Source organism: Streptomyces sp. NBC_01808 (assembly GCF_035917395.1).
GTDB lineage: Bacteria > Actinomycetota > Actinomycetes > Streptomycetales > Streptomycetaceae > Streptomyces.
Map to the genome: position 1 here is coordinate 7,882,886 of NZ_CP109072.1, position 17,542 is coordinate 7,900,427.

Below are 17,542 nucleotides of genomic sequence, written 5' to 3' on the forward strand. Positions count from 1 at the left end.
CTTGTCTCGTTTCACCAGCACCCCGGGTTTCAGCCGCCGCCGTTTCCTCGCGCTCGGGTCAGGGTTCTCCCTGGCCGCCGCGCTGCCCCTCGCCGGCCTGTCCGCCGCGCCCGCCCGGGCCGAACCCCGCTTCAGCGGCGACCCGTTCGCCCTCGGCGTTGCCTCCGGCGACCCGGCGCCCGACGGCGCCGTGCTCTGGACGCGGCTCGCGCCCGAGCCGCTGGCCGCGGACGGCAGGGGCGGGATGCCCGGCTACAAGGTGCCCGTGACCTGGCAGATCGCCGAGGACCCGGGGTTCCGGCGGGTCCGGCGCGCCGGGGTGGAGTGGGCCGTACCCGAGCTGGGTCACTCCGTGCACGCCGAGGTCCGGGGGCTGGCACCGGACCGGGAGTACTGGTACCGCTTCCGCGCCGGCACGCACGTCAGCGCCACCGGGCGCACCAGGACCGCCCCGGCCGCGGACGCCGGCATCGCCTCGATGGCCTTCGCCTTCGTCAGTTGCCAGAACTACCCCGACGGCCACTTCACCGCCTTCCGCCACCTCGCCGGGGAGGACGTCGACGTCGTCGTCCACCTCGGCGACTACATCTACGAGGGCGGCGGCCAGGGCACCGTCGGCCGGGGCCACCTGCCCGCCCGCGAGCTCCACTCGCTCGCCGACTACCGGGTGCGCTACGGCCAGTACAAGCTGGACCCCGACCTCCAGGCGGAGCACGCCGCCCACCCCTGGATCGTGGTCCTCGACGACCACGAGGTCGACAACAACTGGGCCGACGGCCTCGACGGCGACGACGTCGGCGGCGCCGAGTTCGCGGCCCGGCGCGCCGCCGCCTTCCAGGCGTACTACGAGAACCTGCCGCTGCGCCGCTCCTCCCTGCCCGCCGGCCCGCACATGCAGCTCTACCGCCGGCTGTCCTACGGCACCCTCGCCCAGTTCCACGTCGTCGACACCCGCCAGTTCCGTGACAACCAGGCGTGCGGCGACGGGCGGCAGTTCGACTGCGACGACCGGCTGGACCCGGCGCGCACCATGCTCGGCGCCGAGCAGGAGGCGTGGCTGCTCGACGGGCTCACCCGGTCCCGTACCACCTGGGACGTGATGGCCAACCAGATCATGACCATGCAGGGCGACTCCGCCGAGGGCATCGAGCAGGCGTTCGGCATGGACACCTGGGACGGCTACGCCGCCGCGCGGCAGCGCCTCTTCGACGGCGTCGAAAAGCGCGGCATCGGCAACTTCGTCGTCGTCACCGGCGACGCCCACCGCAGCGTCGCCGCCGACCTCAAGCACGACTTCGACGACCCCGCCTCGGCCACCGTCGGCGTCGAGTTCCTCGGCACCTCCATCTCCTCCGGCGGCAACGGCTCCGACCAGGACGAGTGGGGCCGCGTCTGGCTGCAGGAGAACCCGCACATGAAGTTCCACAACGTCCAGCGCGGCTACGGCGTCTGCGAGGTGACCCGGGAGAGCTGGCGCACCGACTACCGCGTCGTCCCGTACGTCTCCACCCCGGGCGCCCCGGTCGCGACCCGCGCCCGCGTCCACGTGACGGCGGGCCGCCCCGGCATCCAGGAGGTGGAGCAGCCGGCCGCCCCGCAGCCCTGAGCCGGCCCCGGCGGAAGCGCGGGGCGGTTGCGCCGGGGCCGCCAACGCGGGGGCGGGGCACGGAAATGCGGGTGCTTTCGTACGCGGCGGCGGTGCAGGGTGGGCCATGAGCTGGATCACGACGCAGGACCTCGATGCCTTCACCGCCGCCGCGGGGCCCTACCTGCGGGCGGAGCCCGCCCCGCACACCGTCCTGCTGACGGTGACCGCCTCGCTCGACGCCGCCGGCCTCGACCGGTACGGCGGCGGCACGCCCGAGTTCGGATGGTGGCGGGCGCCGGAAGGACGGGTGGCCGGGGCGTATCTGGCCACCCCGCCGTATCCGCTCGTGCTGTCCCGGATGCCGGCGGCCGCCGCCGTGGAGCTGGCGGAGCTGCGGGCCGCCGGGGGGCTGCCCGTGTCCGGCGTGCACGCCGGGCAGGCGGCGGCCGAGGCGTTCGCCGGCGCCTGGACCGCGCGCACCGGCGTAGCCGGCACGGTGGAGGAGCGGCACCGGCTGTACCGGCTGGGGGAGCTGGTGCCCCCGGACCCGGCGCCGCCCGGGCGGGCCAGGCCGGCCACCGAGGCCGACCGGGACCTGCTGGTCGAGTGGACCCGGGAGTTCGCCGCCGAGTCCGGCGGCGGCGCGGGCGACCCGGCCCGCGCCGTCGCCGACCGGCTCGCCTACGGCGGCGCGACGCTCTGGGAGGACGGCGGCCGGCCCGTGTCGTACGCCGGCCTCACCCGGACCGTCGCCGGCATGGTCCGCGTCGCGCCCGTCTACACCCCGCCCCCGCTGCGCCGCCGCGGCTACGCGGCCGCCGTCACCGCCGCCGTCAGCCGTGCGGCGCCGGCCGCCGGCGCTCTCGACGTGCTCCTCTTCACCGACCTCGCCAACCCCACCAGCAACGCGCTGTACCGGCGCCTCGGCTACGAGCCGGTCGAGGACCACGCCGTGATCTCCTTCGACGGCTGATCTGGTGTGCGACGGCCCCGCGAGAGAGGGTGGACCCCGGAAGTCCCGCACCGGACCCGACCGATCGCGAGGAAGGCGAGCCGCATGCACTCCGACCACCTTCAGGCCGCGGACGGCACCCCCGTCGCCGCGTACACCTGGCCGCCCGAGGGCGGCCGGCCGCGGGCGCTGGTGCAGATCGTGCACGGCGCCGCGGAGCACGGCCTGCGCTACGACCGGTTCGCCCGCTTCCTCGCCGACCACGGCTACGCCGTCGCCGCCTCCGACCACCGCGGCCACGGCGCCACCGCCGCCGCCACCGGCGGCTACGGCGTCACCGGCACCGGCGACGCGGACCCCTGGCGCGCCGTCGTCGGCGATCTCACCGCCGTCGGCGACCGGCTGCGCGCGGACCACCCCGGGCTGCCGTTCGTCCTGCTCGGGCACAGCATGGGCTCGATGCTCGCCCGCGACTACGCCCAGGAGCACGGCGAGGGCCTGGCGGGACTCGTGCTCACCGGCATCCTGCGCAGCCTGCCAGGCGTGGAGACGGAGACCGCGGTGCGCCGGCTGGCGGGGGAGGCGGCCGAGCGCGGGCGCGGCGCGCTCTCGGACTTCGTACCGGAGATCTTCGCCTCGTTCAACGATCCGTACGAGCACCGCACCGGCTTCGAGTGGCTCTCCCGGGACACCGCAGAGGTCGACGCCTACGTCGCCGACGAGCGCTGCGGCTTCCCCTTCGACGTCGCGTTGTCGCTGGGCTGGGTGCTCGGCACCCGGAAGATCAACGACCCGTACAACGTGGCCCGGATCCCCGTCGACCTGCCCGTGCACATCGCCGTCGGCGACCGTGATCCGTGCAACCAGGGCCTCACGCACGTCGCCGAGCTGCTGGAGGACTTCCGCTACGCGGGGCTGCGGGAGCCGACCTGGCGCGCGTACCCCGGTGCCCGCCATGAGATCCTCAACGAGACGAACCGCGCCGAGGTCCAGGCGGACCTGCTCGACTGGCTCGACAAGCACGTGTGACCGACGGGGAAGCACCGATGACCCTCACCGCCGAGGACGTACGCAAGACCGCCCTGGCGCTGCCGCAGACCGCGGAGAAGCTGGCGTGGGGCATGCCCACCTTCCGGGTGAAGGGCAAGATGTTCCTCACCCTGCCGGAGGACGAGACGTCGTTCGCGGTGCGCTGCCCCAAGGCGGAGCGGGACGAACTCGCGCTCGCGGAGCCGGAGAAGTTCTGGGTCGCCGACCACGAGGCGCCGTTCGCCTGGGTACGGGTGCGGATCGCGGCCCTGGAAGACCGCGACGAGCTGCAGATCATCGTCGCCGACTCCTGGCGCCAGGCCGCCCCGCCCCGGCTCCTCGCGGAGCACCCGGAGCTGGCCGGCGAGTCCTGACCCGCCCGGCCCGCGCCGGTCAGGCCGCGGCCCGGGTCCCGGCCGGGGCGCCCGTGAACGCCGCGATCCGCTCGCGCAGCGACGCGGGGTCCAGCCCGTGGGCCCGCAGGTGTTCGGGGACCGTGCCGTACCGCCGCAGCTCGCCCCGCGCGGTGCCCAGCCCCAGCACCCGGTGCGGCACGTCGGCCAGGGCGTCGTTCGCGTACGCGGTGGAGGTGCCGGCGAGGTACGGCTCGACCAGGACGACGTCCGCGGGGCCCGAGCCCACCGCGGCGCGCAGTGCGGCGGCGTCGAAGGGGCGCACGGTCGTGGCGTACAGCACCGTCACGTCCAGGCCCTCGGTCGCGGCCAGCACGTCGTCGAGCAGCGGCCCGACCGCCACGACCACGCCCGCGCGGCCCTCGCGCACGGTCAGGAACCCCGCGCCGTCGACCGGCCGGCCCGCCGCGTTCGCCTGCTGCGACAGCCGCACGTACACCTTGTCGTCGCCTGCGGCGACCGCGTGCCGCAGCAGCGTCGCGGCCTCGTCCGGGTGGCCCGGCACATGCACCGTCCAGCCGTCGAGGGTGTCCAGCAGCGCGATGTCGCCGGGCGCCATGTGGGTGTAGCCGCCGGCCGGCCAGTCGTACGAACCGTAGGCGCTGACCAGCACCGCGCCCGCGTCCTGGTGGCCGAGGTCCAGCTTGACCTGCTCGAAGGGGCGTTCCACGAGGAAGCTGGCGAAGGTGTGCAGCACCGGGCGCATCCCGGCCAGGGCGAGCCCGCCGCCGACGCCGACGAGCAGTTGCTCGCGGATGCCGACGTTGAGCACGCGGTCCGGGTGCCGCCGGGCCGCTTCCGCGAAGCCGTCGGTGCCGATCTCGGCGAGCACGACGGCCAGCCGGGGGTCCTCGTCCAGCAGCCGGGAGGTGACGGAGGCGAAGCGCTCGCGCATCGTGTCCATGGTCGGGCGTCCTTTCCAGGTGGGTGGCGCGGGGAGTGGTGCGGGGCGGTCAGACGTACGCGGGCTCGACGCGGGCGATGACGGCGCGCGCCCGCCCGGGGTGCGGCGCGGTGAAGGCGGCGTACAGCGCCTCGTGGTCGCGGCCGTCGACGGTGGCGGTGGACCAGCCGGCGGCCGCGAAGCGGGCGGCGATGCCGCCGGGCAGGGCGTGGCTGGCGGAGGAGTTGTCGATGACGAGGGTGTGCAGGGAGTCCAGGCCGGTGGCGCCGGCGTAGGCGAGGGCTTCGTGGTTGCTGCCCTCGTCCAGCTCGGCGTCGCCGACGAGCACCCACACACGCGGGTCTTGGCTCGGCCGGCCGTACAGCCCCCGGGCGCGCAGCCCGAGCGCGGTGCCGACGGCCAGCGGCAGTCCGTGGCCGAGCGAGCCGCTGCCGATCTCGACGCCGGGCAGCAGGGTGCGGTCCGGGTGGTGGCCGAGGGGCGAGTCGTACGAGCCGAAGCCGGGCAGCCAGTCGGCGGGCAGGAAGCCCTTGGCGGCGAGCACGGCGTAGTACGCCATCGGCCCGTGGCCCTTGGAGAGCAGGAACCGGTCGCGGTCCGGCGCCCCGGCGGTCTCGGGGGTCACCCGCAGAACGCGGTCGTAGAGGACCCACAGGGCGTCGAGGGTGGAGGTGGCCGCGGGGCCGTGCTTCTCGTCGCCGGTCATCAGGCCCATGAGGCGGGGCAGATCGTCGTAGCCGGCGGGCCTTCGCTGTCGTACGGCGGTGGAAGTCGTCATGTGTCCCACCGTGCAACTTGAAGAATGGTTCAAGTCAACAACGGCTGGTCCCAAGCGGGCCGGTGGGTCCGGCGGCGGTCTCAGAGCGGGCGGTGCAGCCGGGCCAGGGCGTCGATCGCCTCCTTCGGCGGCCCCGCCTCCTGCGCCACCGGCCGGCGCACCCGCTCGGCGCGTACGGTCTCCAGCGGGTCGTCCGCGAGGTCCGCCAGCACGTCCTGCGCCGTGAACAGCACCGCCGGCTCCTGCGGCCCGCCGGTGCCCTCCGTGAGGTTCGCCGAGTCGTGCCCGACGACCAGCAGTTCGCCGCCGCCGGCGAGCGCGGCGGCAGCCCGCCGCAGCACCCGGCGCCGCTCCGCGCCCGGCAGGTGCAGATACGCCACCACCACCAGCTCGTACGAGCCCTCCTCCGGGGCGTACTCCAGCAGGTCGGCCCGTACCCACCGGATCCGCTCCGCGGCCTCCGGCGGCAGCTCCGCCGCGCGCCGGCGGCCCCGCTCCAGCGCGACGCGCGAGAAGTCGACCGCCGTCACCCGCCAGCCCCGGGCCGCGAGCCAGAGCGCGTTGCGCCCCTCGCCGGCGGCCAGGTCAAGGGCTCGCGCGGGCGTGATCTCCGCCACCTCGCGCGCCACCCAGCGGTTCGGTTCACCGCCCCAAACGAGGTCTTTCGCGGCATAGCGTTCGTCCCAGGCGCCACTGTCCATAAACCTGATCGCTCCCCGCTGCGTCTAACGAGTAGGAGATCACGTTCTCACAGCCGGGCGGAGGATCCGAGATGACCAGTCACCAACCCCAGCAACCGCACGTCACCGCGCTTGTGCCGGTGTGCCCGCGCTGCGGTCGCGTCCGCTGCATCTGCCCGCCCATGGCGGCCGCCTGAGCGGCCGCCATGGGCTCGCCCCACCGGGGTTCAGGGGTGCTTGCGCTGGTGTCCGAAGCGCACGCCGTCCAGCTTGAATCCGTGCACGGTGGGATCGACCCGGCGCTGCATCGCGCGCCGCTCCGGAGCCGCCTCGATCACCGGCTCCGGCTCGCCCGCCGCGGTGATCCGCGCCAGCAGCCGCGCGCGCAGCCCGTCGGCGAGCGCGCGGTGCGAGGCGAGCCCGACAAGGTTGTCGAGCTCGTACGGGTCGTGGGCCAGGTCGTACAGCGCCGTCTCGACGTACCTGCTGCCGGAGCGGGTACGCCAGCCGTCGGCCGCCGGGTCGACGACGTAGTACTTCCACCGTGAGGTGCGCAGCGCCCGTCCGCACTCGGACTCGCTGACCTGGACGAAGACGTCCTCCGGCCAGTCGGCATCCGGGTCGCGGACCAGCGGCAGGAAGGAGCGCCCGTGCATCTCCTCCGGGACGTCGAGCCCCGCGGCGTCCAGGAGGGTCGGCGGCAGGTCCAGGGTGCTGACCGGAGCGTCGAGGACCCGGCCGCCGGCGAAGCCGGGGCCGCGCAGGGCCAGCGGCACCCGGATCGAACCGTCGTGGCAGGAGCGCTTGTACTCGAAGTTGCGGGTACGGAAGTGGCTGCCGTGATCGGAGGTGAACGCCACGATCGTGTCGTCGAGCAGGTCCATGCTGCGCAGGGCGTCCAGCAGCCGGCCCAGGCCCTCGTCGACGCGCCGGATCTGGCCGCAGTAGCCGGCGATGTGCCGGTGCGCGGTGCCGCCTTCCGCGGACAGCGCGGCCAGGTCCGGCGGCAGCCAGCGGCCGGTGTAGCGCTCCTCGTAGCCGTCGGGGGCCGGGTAGTCGTCGACCTCGTTCTGGTGGTGCGGCTCGATGAGGGAGAGGAAGAGGAAGAACGGCTCCTCGTGGTGGTCGGCGGCGAACCGGATCGCCGCGTCGAACAGTGCGTCCGAGCGGTAGCCGGGCAGCCGCACCGGGTCGCCGTCCTCGTCGTACATCACCGTGCGGTACGCGTCCGAGGTGAACTCCAGCACGTTGGAGGCCAGCCAGTGCTGGTACCCGCCGCGGTCCTCCGGCGGCACCGGGTCCTCGCCGGCCAGGTGCCACTTGCCGATGTATCCGGTGGTGTAGCCGGCGTCGCCGAAGTGGTGCGCGAGCGTTCGGGCGTCGCGCGGCAGCGGGATCCCGTTGCGGTAGCAGCCGGTGTCGGTGGGCCACCGGCCCGTCTGCAGCGCCGCCCGGGCGGGCGCGCAGACGGGCTGCGGGGTGATCGCCGCCGACGCGTACGTGCCCGAGCGGGCCATCCGGTCGAACGCGGGCGTCAGGTCGAGCGGGTTGCCGCCCGCGCCCGTCGTGTCCCAGCGCTGCTGGTCGGTGAAGACGACGATGACATGGGGACGCCGGTCGGGCATCGGGGTCCTTTCCGCACGGTCGGGTGGGGGGTCACTTCAGGCCGGTCAGGGCGATTCCGCGGACGAAGTAGCGCTGGCTGAAGATCAGCAGCAGCGCCGTCGGTACGAACATGATGACCGACCCCGCGGCGGTGAGGTGCCAGAGCTGGAACTGCTCCTGACTGAACTGGGTCAGCCCCACCGGGATCGTCCGCATCCGCTCCGAGGTCGTCACGACCAGCGGCCAGAGGAACTCGTTCCACTGGAAGACGAACGTGAACAGGCCCAGCACGGCCAGCGCCGGCTTGCACTGCGGCAGGATGATCCGCCAGTAGATGGTGAACTCGTTCGCCCCGTCCACCCGGGCCGCGTGGATGAGGTCGTCGGGGATGGGCTGGATGAACTGCCGCATGAGGAAGATGCCGAAGCCGTCCATCAGGAACGGCACGATGAGCCCCTGGTAGCTGTCCAGCCAGCCGAGGTCCGACATCATCACGTACAGCGGGATCATGCGGACGAAGAGCGGGATCATCAGCGTGGCGAGGATCGCGACGAACAGCGTGTTCTTGAACGGGAAGTCGAACTTCGCGAACACGTAGCCCACCAGCGGGTCGAAGATCAGGTGGGAGAGCGCGATCGCGCCCGCGACGACCAGGCTGTTGAGGATGAAGCTGCCGAACGGCGCCTCCTCGAACAGCGTGGAGTAGTTGCCCCACTGCGGCGATTCCGGCCAGAGCACCGACTCCGCCGACAGCATCTCCTTCTCGGTCTGCAGCGACAGCGAGACGGTGTAGAGCAGCGGCACGACGGTGATCAGGCTGGCGACGGTGAGCAACACGTAGGCGATCGTCTTGTACGTCCTTGCGGTCATCAGTGCTGCACCTCCCGGTCCCGGCCGATGCGCAACTGCACCAGCGTGAAGGCCACGATGACGAGCAGCAGGAGCACCGAGAGCGCGGACGCGTAGCCGAAGTTGCGGGCGCGGAACGCCAGCTCGAAGACGTGGAAGACGAAGAGGTCGGAGGCTTCTCCCGGGCCGCCGCGGGTGATGATGTACGCCTGCCCGAACGCCTGCAGCCCGGTGATCACGGCCATCACGGAGACGAACAGCGTGGTCGGGGTGAGCAGCGGCACCGTGATCCGCCGGAAGCGCTGCCAGCCGTTGGCGCCGTCGACTTTGGCGGCCTCGTAGTACACGTCCGGGATGCCCTGGAGTCCGGCCAGGAAGAGGATCATCGTGTAGCCGGTGGTCATCCACAGCGTCACCGCGACGATGGTGGCCACCGGGTGGGTGTTCAGCCACTCCTGGGTGGGCAGGCCGAGGTCGGTCAGTATCCGGTTGAGGATGCCGAGTTCGGGGTCGAGGATGTTGCGCCACATCAGGCCGACCACCGCGATCGACGTCAGGTACGGCACCAGCAGCGCGAGCTTGAACGCCAGGCTGCCGCGCAGCTTCTGGTTGATGAGCACCGCGAGGCCCATGCCCAGCACGATGGCGCCGACGGTGGTGGCGACGGCGAACTGGAGCGTGACCTTGAAGGCGTTGCGCGCCTGCGGGTCCTCGAAGGCGTTGGTGTAGTTGTCGAGCCCGGCGAACTCGTCGGTCCGCTGGCCCGTCAGCATGCTGGTGTTGAGGATGTCGGCGATCGGGTAGTAGAAGAAGACCGCGAAGAAGACCAGCGCCGGCGCCAGGAACAGGTACGCGGTACGCGCCTGGCGCCGGGCGATCGGGGAGCGCTTGGTGCGCTTCGTGCGCTTCGGGAGCTCCACGGGCTCCGGGCGCTGGGGGAGTTCGGCCGGCGTTGCCATGTGCACTTAGCCCTTGAGGATGTTCTTGGCCGCGTCGTCATAGGCGGCGAACGCCTCTTCCGCGCCGACCCCCTCGATCAGCATGCTCTCGTAGAGCGTCTTGTAGATGTCCTCCAGCTCGCCCGCCTTGCCGGTGGTGTAGATGCCGGTGCGGAACTCCTCGGCGTACGGCAGGCCCTCGGTGAACGGCTTGACGTCCGGGTTCTCCTGGACCGCCGGCTCCTTCGCCCACGACTTGCGCGGCATCAGCATGCTGGACTCCTCGGTCGCCGCGGTCTCGGTCTTCAGCGCCGTGATCCGCTTGATGAAGTCCCACGACAGGTCGGGGCGTTTGGCCTGCGCGGGGATGAACAGCGTGGTGCCGCCCGCGATCGTCGACTGCCGCTTGCCCGTCAGCGCCGGCGCGATCCCGTACTCCAGGTCCGGGTTGGACTGCTTGATGATCGGGATGTCCCAGGGGCCGGTGAGGATCATGGCGGTGCGCTCGGCGGCGAAGAACTTCGCGGCGCGCGTCACATCCAGGGAGGTCGTCGGCTTGGGGGAGACCTTGTGCTCGTGGACGAGGTCCCGCTGGAACTGCATCGCCTCCATCGCGGCGGCGCGCGGCTGCAGCAGCTCGCCGCTGTCCGCGTCGTACTCGTGCACGCCGTTCTGGAGCATCCACGGGTAGGAGTAACTGAGCCCGTCGTTGAGCACCGTGCCGTTGACGTCGCCGGAGGTCAGCTCGCGCGTGGCGGAGAGGAAGTCGTCCCAGGTGGCGGGCGGTTCGATGCCCGCGTCGTCGAGCATCTTGCGGTTGTAGAACAGCAGCGTGCAGGTGTAGTGCATCTGGATGCCGTACACCTGGCCCTCGTGGGTGTTGTCGGAGACGGCGACCTCCAGCCAGTCGTCCGGGAACCCGATCTTCGCGCCGTCCTTGTCGAGGTACTTCTGGAGCGACAGCGCGTCCTTGCTGAGCGCGAACTCCTGCACCCAACTGCCCGGCTCCTCCACCACGTCCGGCACGTTGCCGGACTGGAAGTCCGAGACGAGCTTGGTGCGCAGGTCCTCCCACTGGAACTTCTGCAGTTCCACGGTGACCCCGTGGTCCTTCTCGAACTGCGCGACGACGTCCTTGTACGCCTCGTACTCGTGCGCGTTGTTCCAGTACGCGAGGAACGTGCCGCCGCCCCCGCCACCGCCCGACTCCGCCTCGGGCGCGCCCGAGCCGCAGGCGGCCAGGGGGAGTGCCGCGGCGGCACCGCCGGCGACGCCCAGCATCCTGCGCCGGGTCATCCACTGACCGTTGATGGCTGGCCTTGCTGACATGCGGGAGCTCCTCTCGCCGTGCATTCGGTTGGTCATGCGCCCGTCGGACGCGCGCTCGTTCACGTCGACTCCCTGGGTATGAAGGACCAGGGCAGGACGATCTCGCGGGCCGCCGGCGGCTCCGCCGCCGCCAGCCGTTCGAAGAGCAATCCGGCGACGCGGCTGAAGTCGAGCTGCCACTGCCCCACGGTGCTCAGCGCGGGGCGGATCACCGAGCCCTCCTCCAGGTTCCCGACGCCGAGGACCGCCACGTCCGCGGGCACCGTGCGGCCGGTGTCGCGGACCGCCCATATCGCGCTGATCGCCGCCCGGTCGGAGGCCACGAACAGCGCGTCCGGCGGCTCGGGCAGGGCCATGAGCGCGGCGGTGGCGCGGTAGCCCTCGACGCGGCTGTCGGCGCCGGCGCCGACGAGCCGGCCGTCCGGCCGCAGGCCGTGCCGCCGCAGCGCGTCCCGGTACGCGGTCAGCCGCGCGGAGCGGTCGCCCAGCTCCAGGTCGTGCCGGTGGCCGAGGAAGGCGACCCGCCGCCGGCCGGCGGCGAGCAGGTGGTCCAGCGCCTCGCCGCACGCCTCGTACTCCGGGGTGCGCACGACGTCGAAGCCGTCCGGCGCCACGGAGTTGTCGACCACGACCATCGCCAGCCGGCCGCGGGCCAGCTCGCCGAAGTCGCCGAAGTGGCGCGCCGAGTCGAAGAAGACGGCGCCGTCCGCCAGGCCCTGGCGGAGCAGCCGGGCGGCGTGCGCGGCGTGCGCGGGGGAGTCGACGATGAGGGTGAGGACGCCGTAGCCGTCGGCGTCCGCGGCCGCGTGCAGATCGCGTACCAGTTGCTCCTGGACGGGGCTGCCCAGCGAGCCGATCACCAGGCAGACCCGCTCGGTGCGGCGCTTGCGCAGCCCGCGCGCGGAGCTGTTCGGCACGTAGCCGAGATCCCGTACGGCCGCGAGCACCCGTTCGCGGGTGTCGGCGCCGATCCGGTTGTCCCGCCCGTTGACCACGTAGCTCACCGTCGCGACGGACACCCCGGCGAGGGCGGCGACGTCGCGGACCGTGGGACGCGTCTTCTTCGGCATGATGATACGTTTAAGCACCTGGAGCGCGGCAGGGTCAAGCCTTCGTACGTGAAGTCTCGTGACGAATCGTCAAGCCCCAGGTCAGCGCGGTGCGCGTGTGGGCTAGATGCGCACCCCGTGCCCGCGCAGATAGCGCAACGGGTCGACGTCGGACCCGTAGCCGGGGCCGGTGCGGACCTCGAAGTGCAGATGCGGTCCCGTCGAGTTCCCCGTCGATCCGGAGCGGCCGATGCGCTGCCCGGCGTTGACCGGCCGGTCGGCGCTCACGGTGACCGCGGAGAGGTGCGCGTACTGGCTGTAGCGGCCGTCGCGGTGCCGGATGACCACCTCGTAGCCGTACGCGCCCGCCCAGCCGGCGCTGACGACCTCGCCGTCGGCGACGGAGCGCACCCCGGTGCCGACCGGGACGGGGAAGTCGACCCCGGTGTGGTAGCCGCTGGACCAACTGCTGCCGCTCGCGCCGTACGGGGTGCCGATGGAGGCGCCGGCGAGCGGGGAGGTGTAGTCGGCGGCGGGCTTGGCCTCGGGTTTCGGCTTCGGCTTGGCCTTGGGCTCGGCCTGGGGCGCGGGGGCCCGCTTCTTCGCGTCCGGCTTCGTCCGGTCCGGCTTGGACTTCGCCGGCCTGGCCTTGGGCTTGGCCTTCTCGGGCTTCGTCTTGCCGCCGGACTTCGCCTTGTCCGGGGACTTCCGGGACTGCGTCCCGGCCGCCTCCGGCCCGTCGTCGCCGGACTTCTTCTTCCCGGCGGTAGGGGAGTCCGCGCGGGGCTTCGGCGGGGCCGCGGCGCCGCCGCGGAGGGTGAGGCGCTGGCCGGGGAGGATCAGGTCGGGGTCGGCGCCGACGACGCCGCGGTTGCGCTCGTACAGCGCGGGCCACCCGCCGCGTATGCGGTGCTGGTCGGCGATGCCGGACAGGGTCTCCCCGGCGGCGACCTCGTGGTGGCCGGGCTTCTTGCCGACCGTGCCGGCCCGCCCGCCCTGCGGTGCGGCGGCGCTGCCGTCCGCCGCCGTCTCCGTGTCGGCGCGGTCGGATAACGCGCCGTCGGAGGGCGGCTTCAGGCCCTCCTGCGCCCGGCCCTCAGCCGGGCTGTGCAGCGCGTCCGCGGGTGCGCCCGCGGCCGGCGCGGCGGCGCCGGCGACCAGCGGCAGCGCGAGCCCCGCGCCGCTCGCGGTGACGGTGAGGGAGGCCCGCGACACCGGGCCGGGGCGGTAGCGGCGGTGCCTGCCGCGCCCTGTGCGCTCTGACATGACTGAGTCACTTTCCGTGCGCCGAGACCTGAGCGAACGATAGAAGTGCCCGTACGGTTGGACAAGAGGGCGTACGCCGCCGCCTCCGTGACCTCGTACGCAGCAGCCGCCCCGGCCGCTCTCCGGCCCCGCCCGCGGCGCCGTCCCCGAATGGCGTAGCCTGACAAGAAGTTAGACAAAGTCTAATGTAGGATGGGATCCACAAGCACGAGCAAGGAGGCGCCCACACATGACCACGATCCTCGACAAGAAGGCCCTGGACGTCACCGGCGAGGCGCTGCAGGGCGCGCTGGTCGATCTGCTGGATCTCTCCCTCCAGGGCAAGCAGGCGCACTGGAATCTGACCGGACCCCTCTTCCGCGAGCTGCACCTCCAGCTGGACAAGATGGTGAAGCTGGCCCGCGGGCACGCCGACACCCTCGCCGAGCGGGCCGCGGCCCTGGGCGTGAGCCCGGACGGCCGGGCGAAGACCATCGCCGCCGGCAGTCCGCTGCCCGACATCGGCCCCGGGAAGATCTCCGACCAGAAGGTCATCGACGACGTCACCGACATGCTGGAGAAGGCCGCCGCGCGCATGCGGCAGCGGGTGGCGGACACCGACGACACCGACCTCATCACGCAGGACCTGTTCATCACCGCGACGCAGGACCTGGAGCAGCAGGCGTGGTTCTTCCGCTCGCACCGCATCAGCTGACGCGGATCGGCCGACGCGGCTCCTGAGCCGGCCGCGGATCCGTCCCCCGTCGGGTCCGCGGTCCTCCCGGCCGCGGCCGGCGGCGGCACCGTCACCGCCGCCGCCCGCCACGGCCGCCCCCCCGCCCCGGCCCGCACGTGCCCCCCGCGTGCGGGCCGGTGGTGTGTCAGGCCGGGTTCTCGGCGTGGGTCAGGGTCTGCCAGGCCACGAAGAGGTTGTTCGATCCGGCGGGCCGGCTCTGCTCGGTGTAGCGGCCGGTGTTGGTCATGGCGATGCCCATGCGGTGGTGCAGGGCGTTGTAGCCGATCTCGGTGACCGGGCCGAGGCCGCGGTCGACGCTGCCGCCGCAGAGCCAGCCCGGCGGCGCCTCGCCCAGCTCGTAGCGCGACTGGAAGCCGAGCGCGTGCCGCAGCCGCTCGCCGACGTCGGTCCGGTACAGGTCCTCGCCCTGGATCCGGGAGGTCTCGGCGACGTGCGAGATCGAGGCCAGGCCGTATCCGGTGTGGGTGAAGTCCCGGCAGGTCTCCTGCGTCAGCCCGGTGACGAAGGTGGACTGCCCCTGCCAGTAGTCGATGATCTTCTGCCGGGTGTCGAGGTTCTGCTTCGGTACGGTCCTGGGCAGCGCGCCGTCGGACTCCAGGTAGATGAACGCGGGCACGCGGGTGCGGAAGGTCTGCATCGCCCGGTCGTACGCGCCCTTGTCCTCCAGGAAGACGGCGATGCCCACGGCCGCCTCCATCATCGTCAGCTCCCAGTTGCCGTTGGAGGTGGAGCCGCCGATGATCTCCGGCAGATAGACGTTGCGCAGCATCGTCGCGAAGCGCGCCTCGTTCGGCCAGCCGCCGCCGTACGTGTACTTGATGATCTCGGCGGCCTTCGGCCAGGAGGAGCCGGCCCAGCCGGTCTGCAGCGGCGCGTTGCTGTTGGTGTGGTCCCTGAGGGTGGCGGACCAGGCGTCCATCAGCTCGATGGACTTGCGCGCGTAGCGCTCGTCGCGGGTGAAGTACCAGGCGAGCGCGGTGGTGTATGCGGCGATCGCGTCCTCGCGCTCGTCCGTGCAGCCGTAGTTGGGGTTGGAGTACGAGCCGCACTCGACGACCGCGCGGGGCTTGGGCGTGCGGCTGAGGCTCGCGTACCTGCTGCCCATCATCTGGTCGTAGGCGCCCTTCCAGGGCTGGGCGCCGGCGTCGACCTTCTCCCGGGTGAAGTCCAACTGGCCCCGGGAGACGGTGACTCCCGGGTGGGTGAAGTTCGCGGGCGCGGCGTCGGCGCGCTCGGTGCCCGGCCAGCCGAGGAGCGAGGCGACCAGGGCGGTGACGGCGGCGACGAGGGTGGCGAACAGTGCGGCGCGCGGTCTGCGGCGATGGCGTGCGGGTGTGGGGGTGCCCTGCATGGTGGGGTCCATCCGTTCGCGTATATGAACGTTGAGTGTTCACATGAACACCGTGACAGCCCGTGACCTTAGGTACGTACCAACTGCCCGTCAAGGGCCGGGACATGACCCGTACACACGACGACCGGGACGGGGCGCGCGGCGCCCCGTCCCGGTCGTGAACCGCTGCCGCGGGTCAGTCCCGGCCGGCCGGCCGTACCACCGCCGCCGCGCCCCCGCCGCGGCGCTCCGGCTCCGCCGCCGCGACCCAGCGCCCGTCGGGCAGCCGCTCGACGCCGGTCGCCGCGCCGATCTCGCCGCCGTCGGTGAACCGGTGCCCCAGCTCCGCCAGTTCACCGCGCGCCGGCAGCCCGAGGAATCCCGGCTCCGCCGACGTCGAGGCGGTGTTGCGCTGGCTGGCGCGCGGCGCCGCGATGGCCTCCGGCAGCGTCAGCCCGCGGTCGAGCCGGCCGGTCAGCACCTGGAGCACGGTGGTGATGATCGTCGAACCGCCCGGCGAGCCCGTCGCGAGCAGCGGCTCGCCGTCGTCGAGGACGATCGTCGGCGCCATGGAGGACCGGGGCCGCTTGCCCGGGCCCGGCAGGTTCGGGTCGGGCACGCCCGGCACGGACGGCGTGAAGGAGAAGTCCGTCAGCTCGTTGTTGAGCAGGAAGCCCCGGCCGGGCACGGTGATGCCGCTGCCGCCGGTCTGCTCGATCGTCATCGTGTACGCGACGACGTTGCCCCACTTGTCGGCGGTCGTCAGATGCGTGGTGCTCGGACCCTCGTGCGACGTGCCCTCCGGCGCGCCCTTCGCCGCGCAGGAGGCATCCGGGCGGCGCGGGTCGCCCGGGGCGAGCGGGCTGGTGAGCACGGCGCCGGGGGAGATGAGGCAGGCGCGGGAGTCCGCGTACGACTGGGAGAGCAACTCCCGTGTCGGCACCCGGGAGAAGCGCGGGTCGCCCACCCACCGGCCGCGGTCGGCGAAGGAGACGCGGGATGCCTCCAGGAAGCGGTGCAGGTACTGGGCCTCGGACAGCTCGCCGAGGTCGGTGCCCTCCAGGATGTTCAGCGCCTCGCCGACGGTGGTGCCGCCGGACGACGACGGCGCCATCCCGTAGACGTCGAGCCCGCGGTAGGTGACGTGCGTCGGCTGCTGCCGCGCCACCCGGTACGCGCGCAGGTCGGCGGGGCGCAGGTCGCCGGCGCGTACGACCCGGTCGGCGCCCGGGTCGACCGGCGGGCGGCGCACCGTGTCCGAGACGTCCGCGGCCAGGTCGCCGCGGTACATCGCCCGCGCGCCCTCGTCGGCCAACTGCCCGTAGGTGGCGGCCAGGTCGGGGTTGCGCAGGGTGCTGCCCACCGCGGGCAGGGCGCCGCCGGGCAGGAACAGCTCCCGGGTGGCGGGGAAGTCGCGGAAGCGCGCCTCGTTGGCCGCGGTCTGCGCGCGGAACGTCTCGTCGACGGTGAAGCCCTCCGCCGCCAGCCGCGTCGCCGGCGCCAGCGCCTCGCCGAGCGAGGCCGTACCCCACTGCCGCAGCGCCTGCTCCCAGGTCGCGGGCGTGCCGGGCACGCCGACGGACAGGCCGCTGGTCACCGCCTGGTCGAACGGGATCGCCGCGCCGTCCTCGGTGAAGAGATTCTCGTCGGCGGTGCGCGGGGCCTTCTCACGGCCGTCGAGGGTGGCGACCCGGCCGCTCCTGGCGTCGTAGTAGACGAAGTAGCCGCCGCCCCCGATGCCGCCCGAGTACGGCTCGGTGACCCCGAGCGCGGCGGCGGTGGCGACGGCGGCGTCGACCGCGTTGCCGCCGTCGCGCAGGACCTCGATGCCGGCGGCGGTGGCGTCGGCGTCGACGCTGGCCACGGCGCCGCCGTAGCCCGTCGCCACCGCGGACTTCGGCGGCGCGGGCGCGTCCGCCACGGCGGCCGTCGGCGGTGCGGCGGCCCCCGCGGTGGCAAGGATCGCGGCGAGGGCGAGGGGAACGGTGGGGCGGCGCAACCGCATGGGGGCCTCCCGGCCGGGTGGGCGTCACGGACCCGCCCATTGTGGTGACCGCGGCGCCCGCCGTCACCGGGGCACAGGGAACCGTTCGGGA

The 17,542-nt window shown here is 73.1% G+C and carries 16 protein-coding genes; 5 read left to right on the top strand and 11 right to left on the bottom strand.

All coding sequences use genetic code 11. The features are described from left to right. Position 1 precedes the first annotated feature (1 nt). The 4 genes from OG946_RS34435 to OG946_RS34450 all read left to right on the top strand — a co-directional run bounded on the left by OG946_RS34435 (position 2) and on the right by OG946_RS34450 (position 3,943). Entirely contained in the window at positions 2–1,606 is a 1,605-nt protein-coding gene (locus OG946_RS34435; RefSeq protein ID WP_326799853.1) for an alkaline phosphatase D family protein, read from the top strand. Positions 1,607–1,712: 106 nt separating this feature from the next. Beyond that, positions 1,713–2,561, top strand: a complete 849-nt coding sequence (locus OG946_RS34440; RefSeq protein ID WP_326799854.1) for a GNAT family N-acetyltransferase — start codon at positions 1,713–1,715, stop codon at positions 2,559–2,561. Between the two features lie 84 nt (positions 2,562–2,645). Then, positions 2,646–3,569 (top strand): alpha/beta hydrolase, encoded by a 924-nt coding sequence (locus OG946_RS34445; RefSeq protein ID WP_326799855.1) that lies wholly within the window; start codon positions 2,646–2,648, stop codon positions 3,567–3,569. Positions 3,570–3,586: 17 nt separating this feature from the next. Beyond that, entirely contained in the window at positions 3,587–3,943 is a 357-nt protein-coding gene (locus tag OG946_RS34450) for an MmcQ/YjbR family DNA-binding protein (RefSeq protein ID WP_326799856.1), read from the top strand. Positions 3,944–3,962: 19 nt separating this feature from the next. On the opposite strand, the gene OG946_RS34455 is transcribed toward OG946_RS34450, so the two are convergent. The 9 genes from OG946_RS34455 to OG946_RS34495 all read right to left on the bottom strand — a co-directional run bounded on the left by OG946_RS34455 (position 3,963) and on the right by OG946_RS34495 (position 13,329). After that, a complete protein-coding gene (locus OG946_RS34455; RefSeq protein ID WP_326799857.1) occupies positions 3,963–4,886 on the bottom strand; it encodes a transketolase family protein in 924 nt (307 codons plus the stop codon). Between the two features lie 49 nt (positions 4,887–4,935). Beyond that, positions 4,936–5,664 carry a transketolase gene (locus tag OG946_RS34460; RefSeq protein ID WP_326799858.1) on the bottom strand — a complete coding sequence of 243 codons (729 nt, stop codon included), beginning with the start codon at positions 5,662–5,664 and terminating at the stop codon, positions 4,936–4,938. Between the two features lie 80 nt (positions 5,665–5,744). Continuing rightward, complete coding sequence (locus tag OG946_RS34465) at positions 5,745–6,365, bottom strand: class I SAM-dependent methyltransferase (protein WP_326799859.1); 621 nt, start codon at positions 6,363–6,365, stop codon at positions 5,745–5,747. 206 nt (positions 6,366–6,571) lie between these two features. Then, positions 6,572–7,969 (bottom strand): sulfatase-like hydrolase/transferase, encoded by a 1,398-nt coding sequence (locus tag OG946_RS34470; protein ID WP_326799860.1) that lies wholly within the window; start codon positions 7,967–7,969, stop codon positions 6,572–6,574. Positions 7,970–8,000: 31 nt separating this feature from the next. Then, a complete protein-coding gene (locus tag OG946_RS34475; RefSeq protein ID WP_047019362.1) occupies positions 8,001–8,819 on the bottom strand; it encodes a carbohydrate ABC transporter permease in 819 nt (272 codons plus the stop codon). Continuing rightward, positions 8,819–9,757, bottom strand: coding sequence for a carbohydrate ABC transporter permease (locus OG946_RS34480; protein ID WP_326799861.1), 939 nt, complete (start codon positions 9,755–9,757; stop codon positions 8,819–8,821). The genes OG946_RS34475 and OG946_RS34480 overlap by 1 nt, the downstream gene beginning before the upstream one ends. 6 nt (positions 9,758–9,763) lie before the next feature. Further along, positions 9,764–11,065: an ABC transporter substrate-binding protein gene (locus tag OG946_RS34485; RefSeq protein WP_326799862.1), complete on the bottom strand. Its 1,302-nt coding sequence runs from the start codon at positions 11,063–11,065 to the stop codon at positions 9,764–9,766. 59 nt (positions 11,066–11,124) lie between these two features. Then, on the bottom strand, positions 11,125–12,135 hold the full coding sequence (locus OG946_RS34490) for a LacI family DNA-binding transcriptional regulator (RefSeq protein WP_326799863.1): 1,011 nt from the start codon (positions 12,133–12,135) through the stop codon (positions 11,125–11,127). Positions 12,136–12,237: 102 nt separating this feature from the next. Continuing rightward, the gene (locus OG946_RS34495; RefSeq protein WP_326800462.1) at positions 12,238–13,329 is read right to left on the bottom strand and encodes a peptidoglycan DD-metalloendopeptidase family protein; all 1,092 of its coding nucleotides are present in this window, start codon (positions 13,327–13,329) and stop codon (positions 12,238–12,240) included. 280 nt (positions 13,330–13,609) lie between these two features. Between OG946_RS34495 and OG946_RS34500 the strand changes: the two genes are divergently transcribed. Then, positions 13,610–14,074 carry a Dps family protein gene (locus OG946_RS34500; RefSeq protein ID WP_326799864.1) on the top strand — a complete coding sequence of 155 codons (465 nt, stop codon included), beginning with the start codon at positions 13,610–13,612 and terminating at the stop codon, positions 14,072–14,074. A gap of 166 nt (positions 14,075–14,240) precedes the next feature. Here the strand turns inward: OG946_RS34500 and OG946_RS34505 are convergent, their stop codons facing one another. Together OG946_RS34505 and ggt are read right to left on the bottom strand one after the other, a co-directional pair. Beyond that, positions 14,241–15,479 (bottom strand): alginate lyase family protein, encoded by a 1,239-nt coding sequence (locus tag OG946_RS34505; RefSeq protein ID WP_442814571.1) that lies wholly within the window; start codon positions 15,477–15,479, stop codon positions 14,241–14,243. Between the two features lie 163 nt (positions 15,480–15,642). Next, positions 15,643–17,451, bottom strand: a complete 1,809-nt coding sequence (gene ggt / locus OG946_RS34510) for a gamma-glutamyltransferase (protein ID WP_326799865.1) — start codon at positions 17,449–17,451, stop codon at positions 15,643–15,645. Between the last annotated feature and the right edge of the window lie 91 nt (positions 17,452–17,542).

Excerpts from the sequence above, each read along its gene's own strand:
- OG946_RS34440 (WP_326799854.1), top strand. The coding sequence starts at position 1,713 with ATGAGCTGGATCACGACGCAGGACCTCGATGCCTTCACCGCCGCCGCG.
- OG946_RS34445 (WP_326799855.1), top strand. The coding sequence starts at position 2,646 with ATGCACTCCGACCACCTTCAGGCCGCGGACGGCACCCCCGTCGCCGCG.
- OG946_RS34450 (WP_326799856.1), top strand. The coding sequence starts at position 3,587 with ATGACCCTCACCGCCGAGGACGTACGCAAGACCGCCCTGGCGCTGCCG.
- OG946_RS34455 (WP_326799857.1), bottom strand. The coding sequence starts at position 4,886 with ATGGACACGATGCGCGAGCGCTTCGCCTCCGTCACCTCCCGGCTGCTG.
- OG946_RS34460 (WP_326799858.1), bottom strand. The coding sequence starts at position 5,664 with ATGACGACTTCCACCGCCGTACGACAGCGAAGGCCCGCCGGCTACGAC.
- OG946_RS34465 (WP_326799859.1), bottom strand. The coding sequence starts at position 6,365 with ATGGACAGTGGCGCCTGGGACGAACGCTATGCCGCGAAAGACCTCGTT.
- OG946_RS34470 (WP_326799860.1), bottom strand. The coding sequence starts at position 7,969 with ATGCCCGACCGGCGTCCCCATGTCATCGTCGTCTTCACCGACCAGCAG.
- OG946_RS34475 (WP_047019362.1), bottom strand. The coding sequence starts at position 8,819 with ATGACCGCAAGGACGTACAAGACGATCGCCTACGTGTTGCTCACCGTC.
- OG946_RS34480 (WP_326799861.1), bottom strand. The coding sequence starts at position 9,757 with ATGGCAACGCCGGCCGAACTCCCCCAGCGCCCGGAGCCCGTGGAGCTC.
- OG946_RS34485 (WP_326799862.1), bottom strand. The coding sequence starts at position 11,065 with ATGTCAGCAAGGCCAGCCATCAACGGTCAGTGGATGACCCGGCGCAGG.
- OG946_RS34490 (WP_326799863.1), bottom strand. The coding sequence starts at position 12,135 with ATGCCGAAGAAGACGCGTCCCACGGTCCGCGACGTCGCCGCCCTCGCC.
- OG946_RS34500 (WP_326799864.1), top strand. The coding sequence starts at position 13,610 with ATGACCACGATCCTCGACAAGAAGGCCCTGGACGTCACCGGCGAGGCG.
- OG946_RS34505 (WP_442814571.1), bottom strand. The coding sequence starts at position 15,479 with ATGGACCCCACCATGCAGGGCACCCCCACACCCGCACGCCATCGCCGC.
- ggt (WP_326799865.1), bottom strand. The coding sequence starts at position 17,451 with ATGCGGTTGCGCCGCCCCACCGTTCCCCTCGCCCTCGCCGCGATCCTT.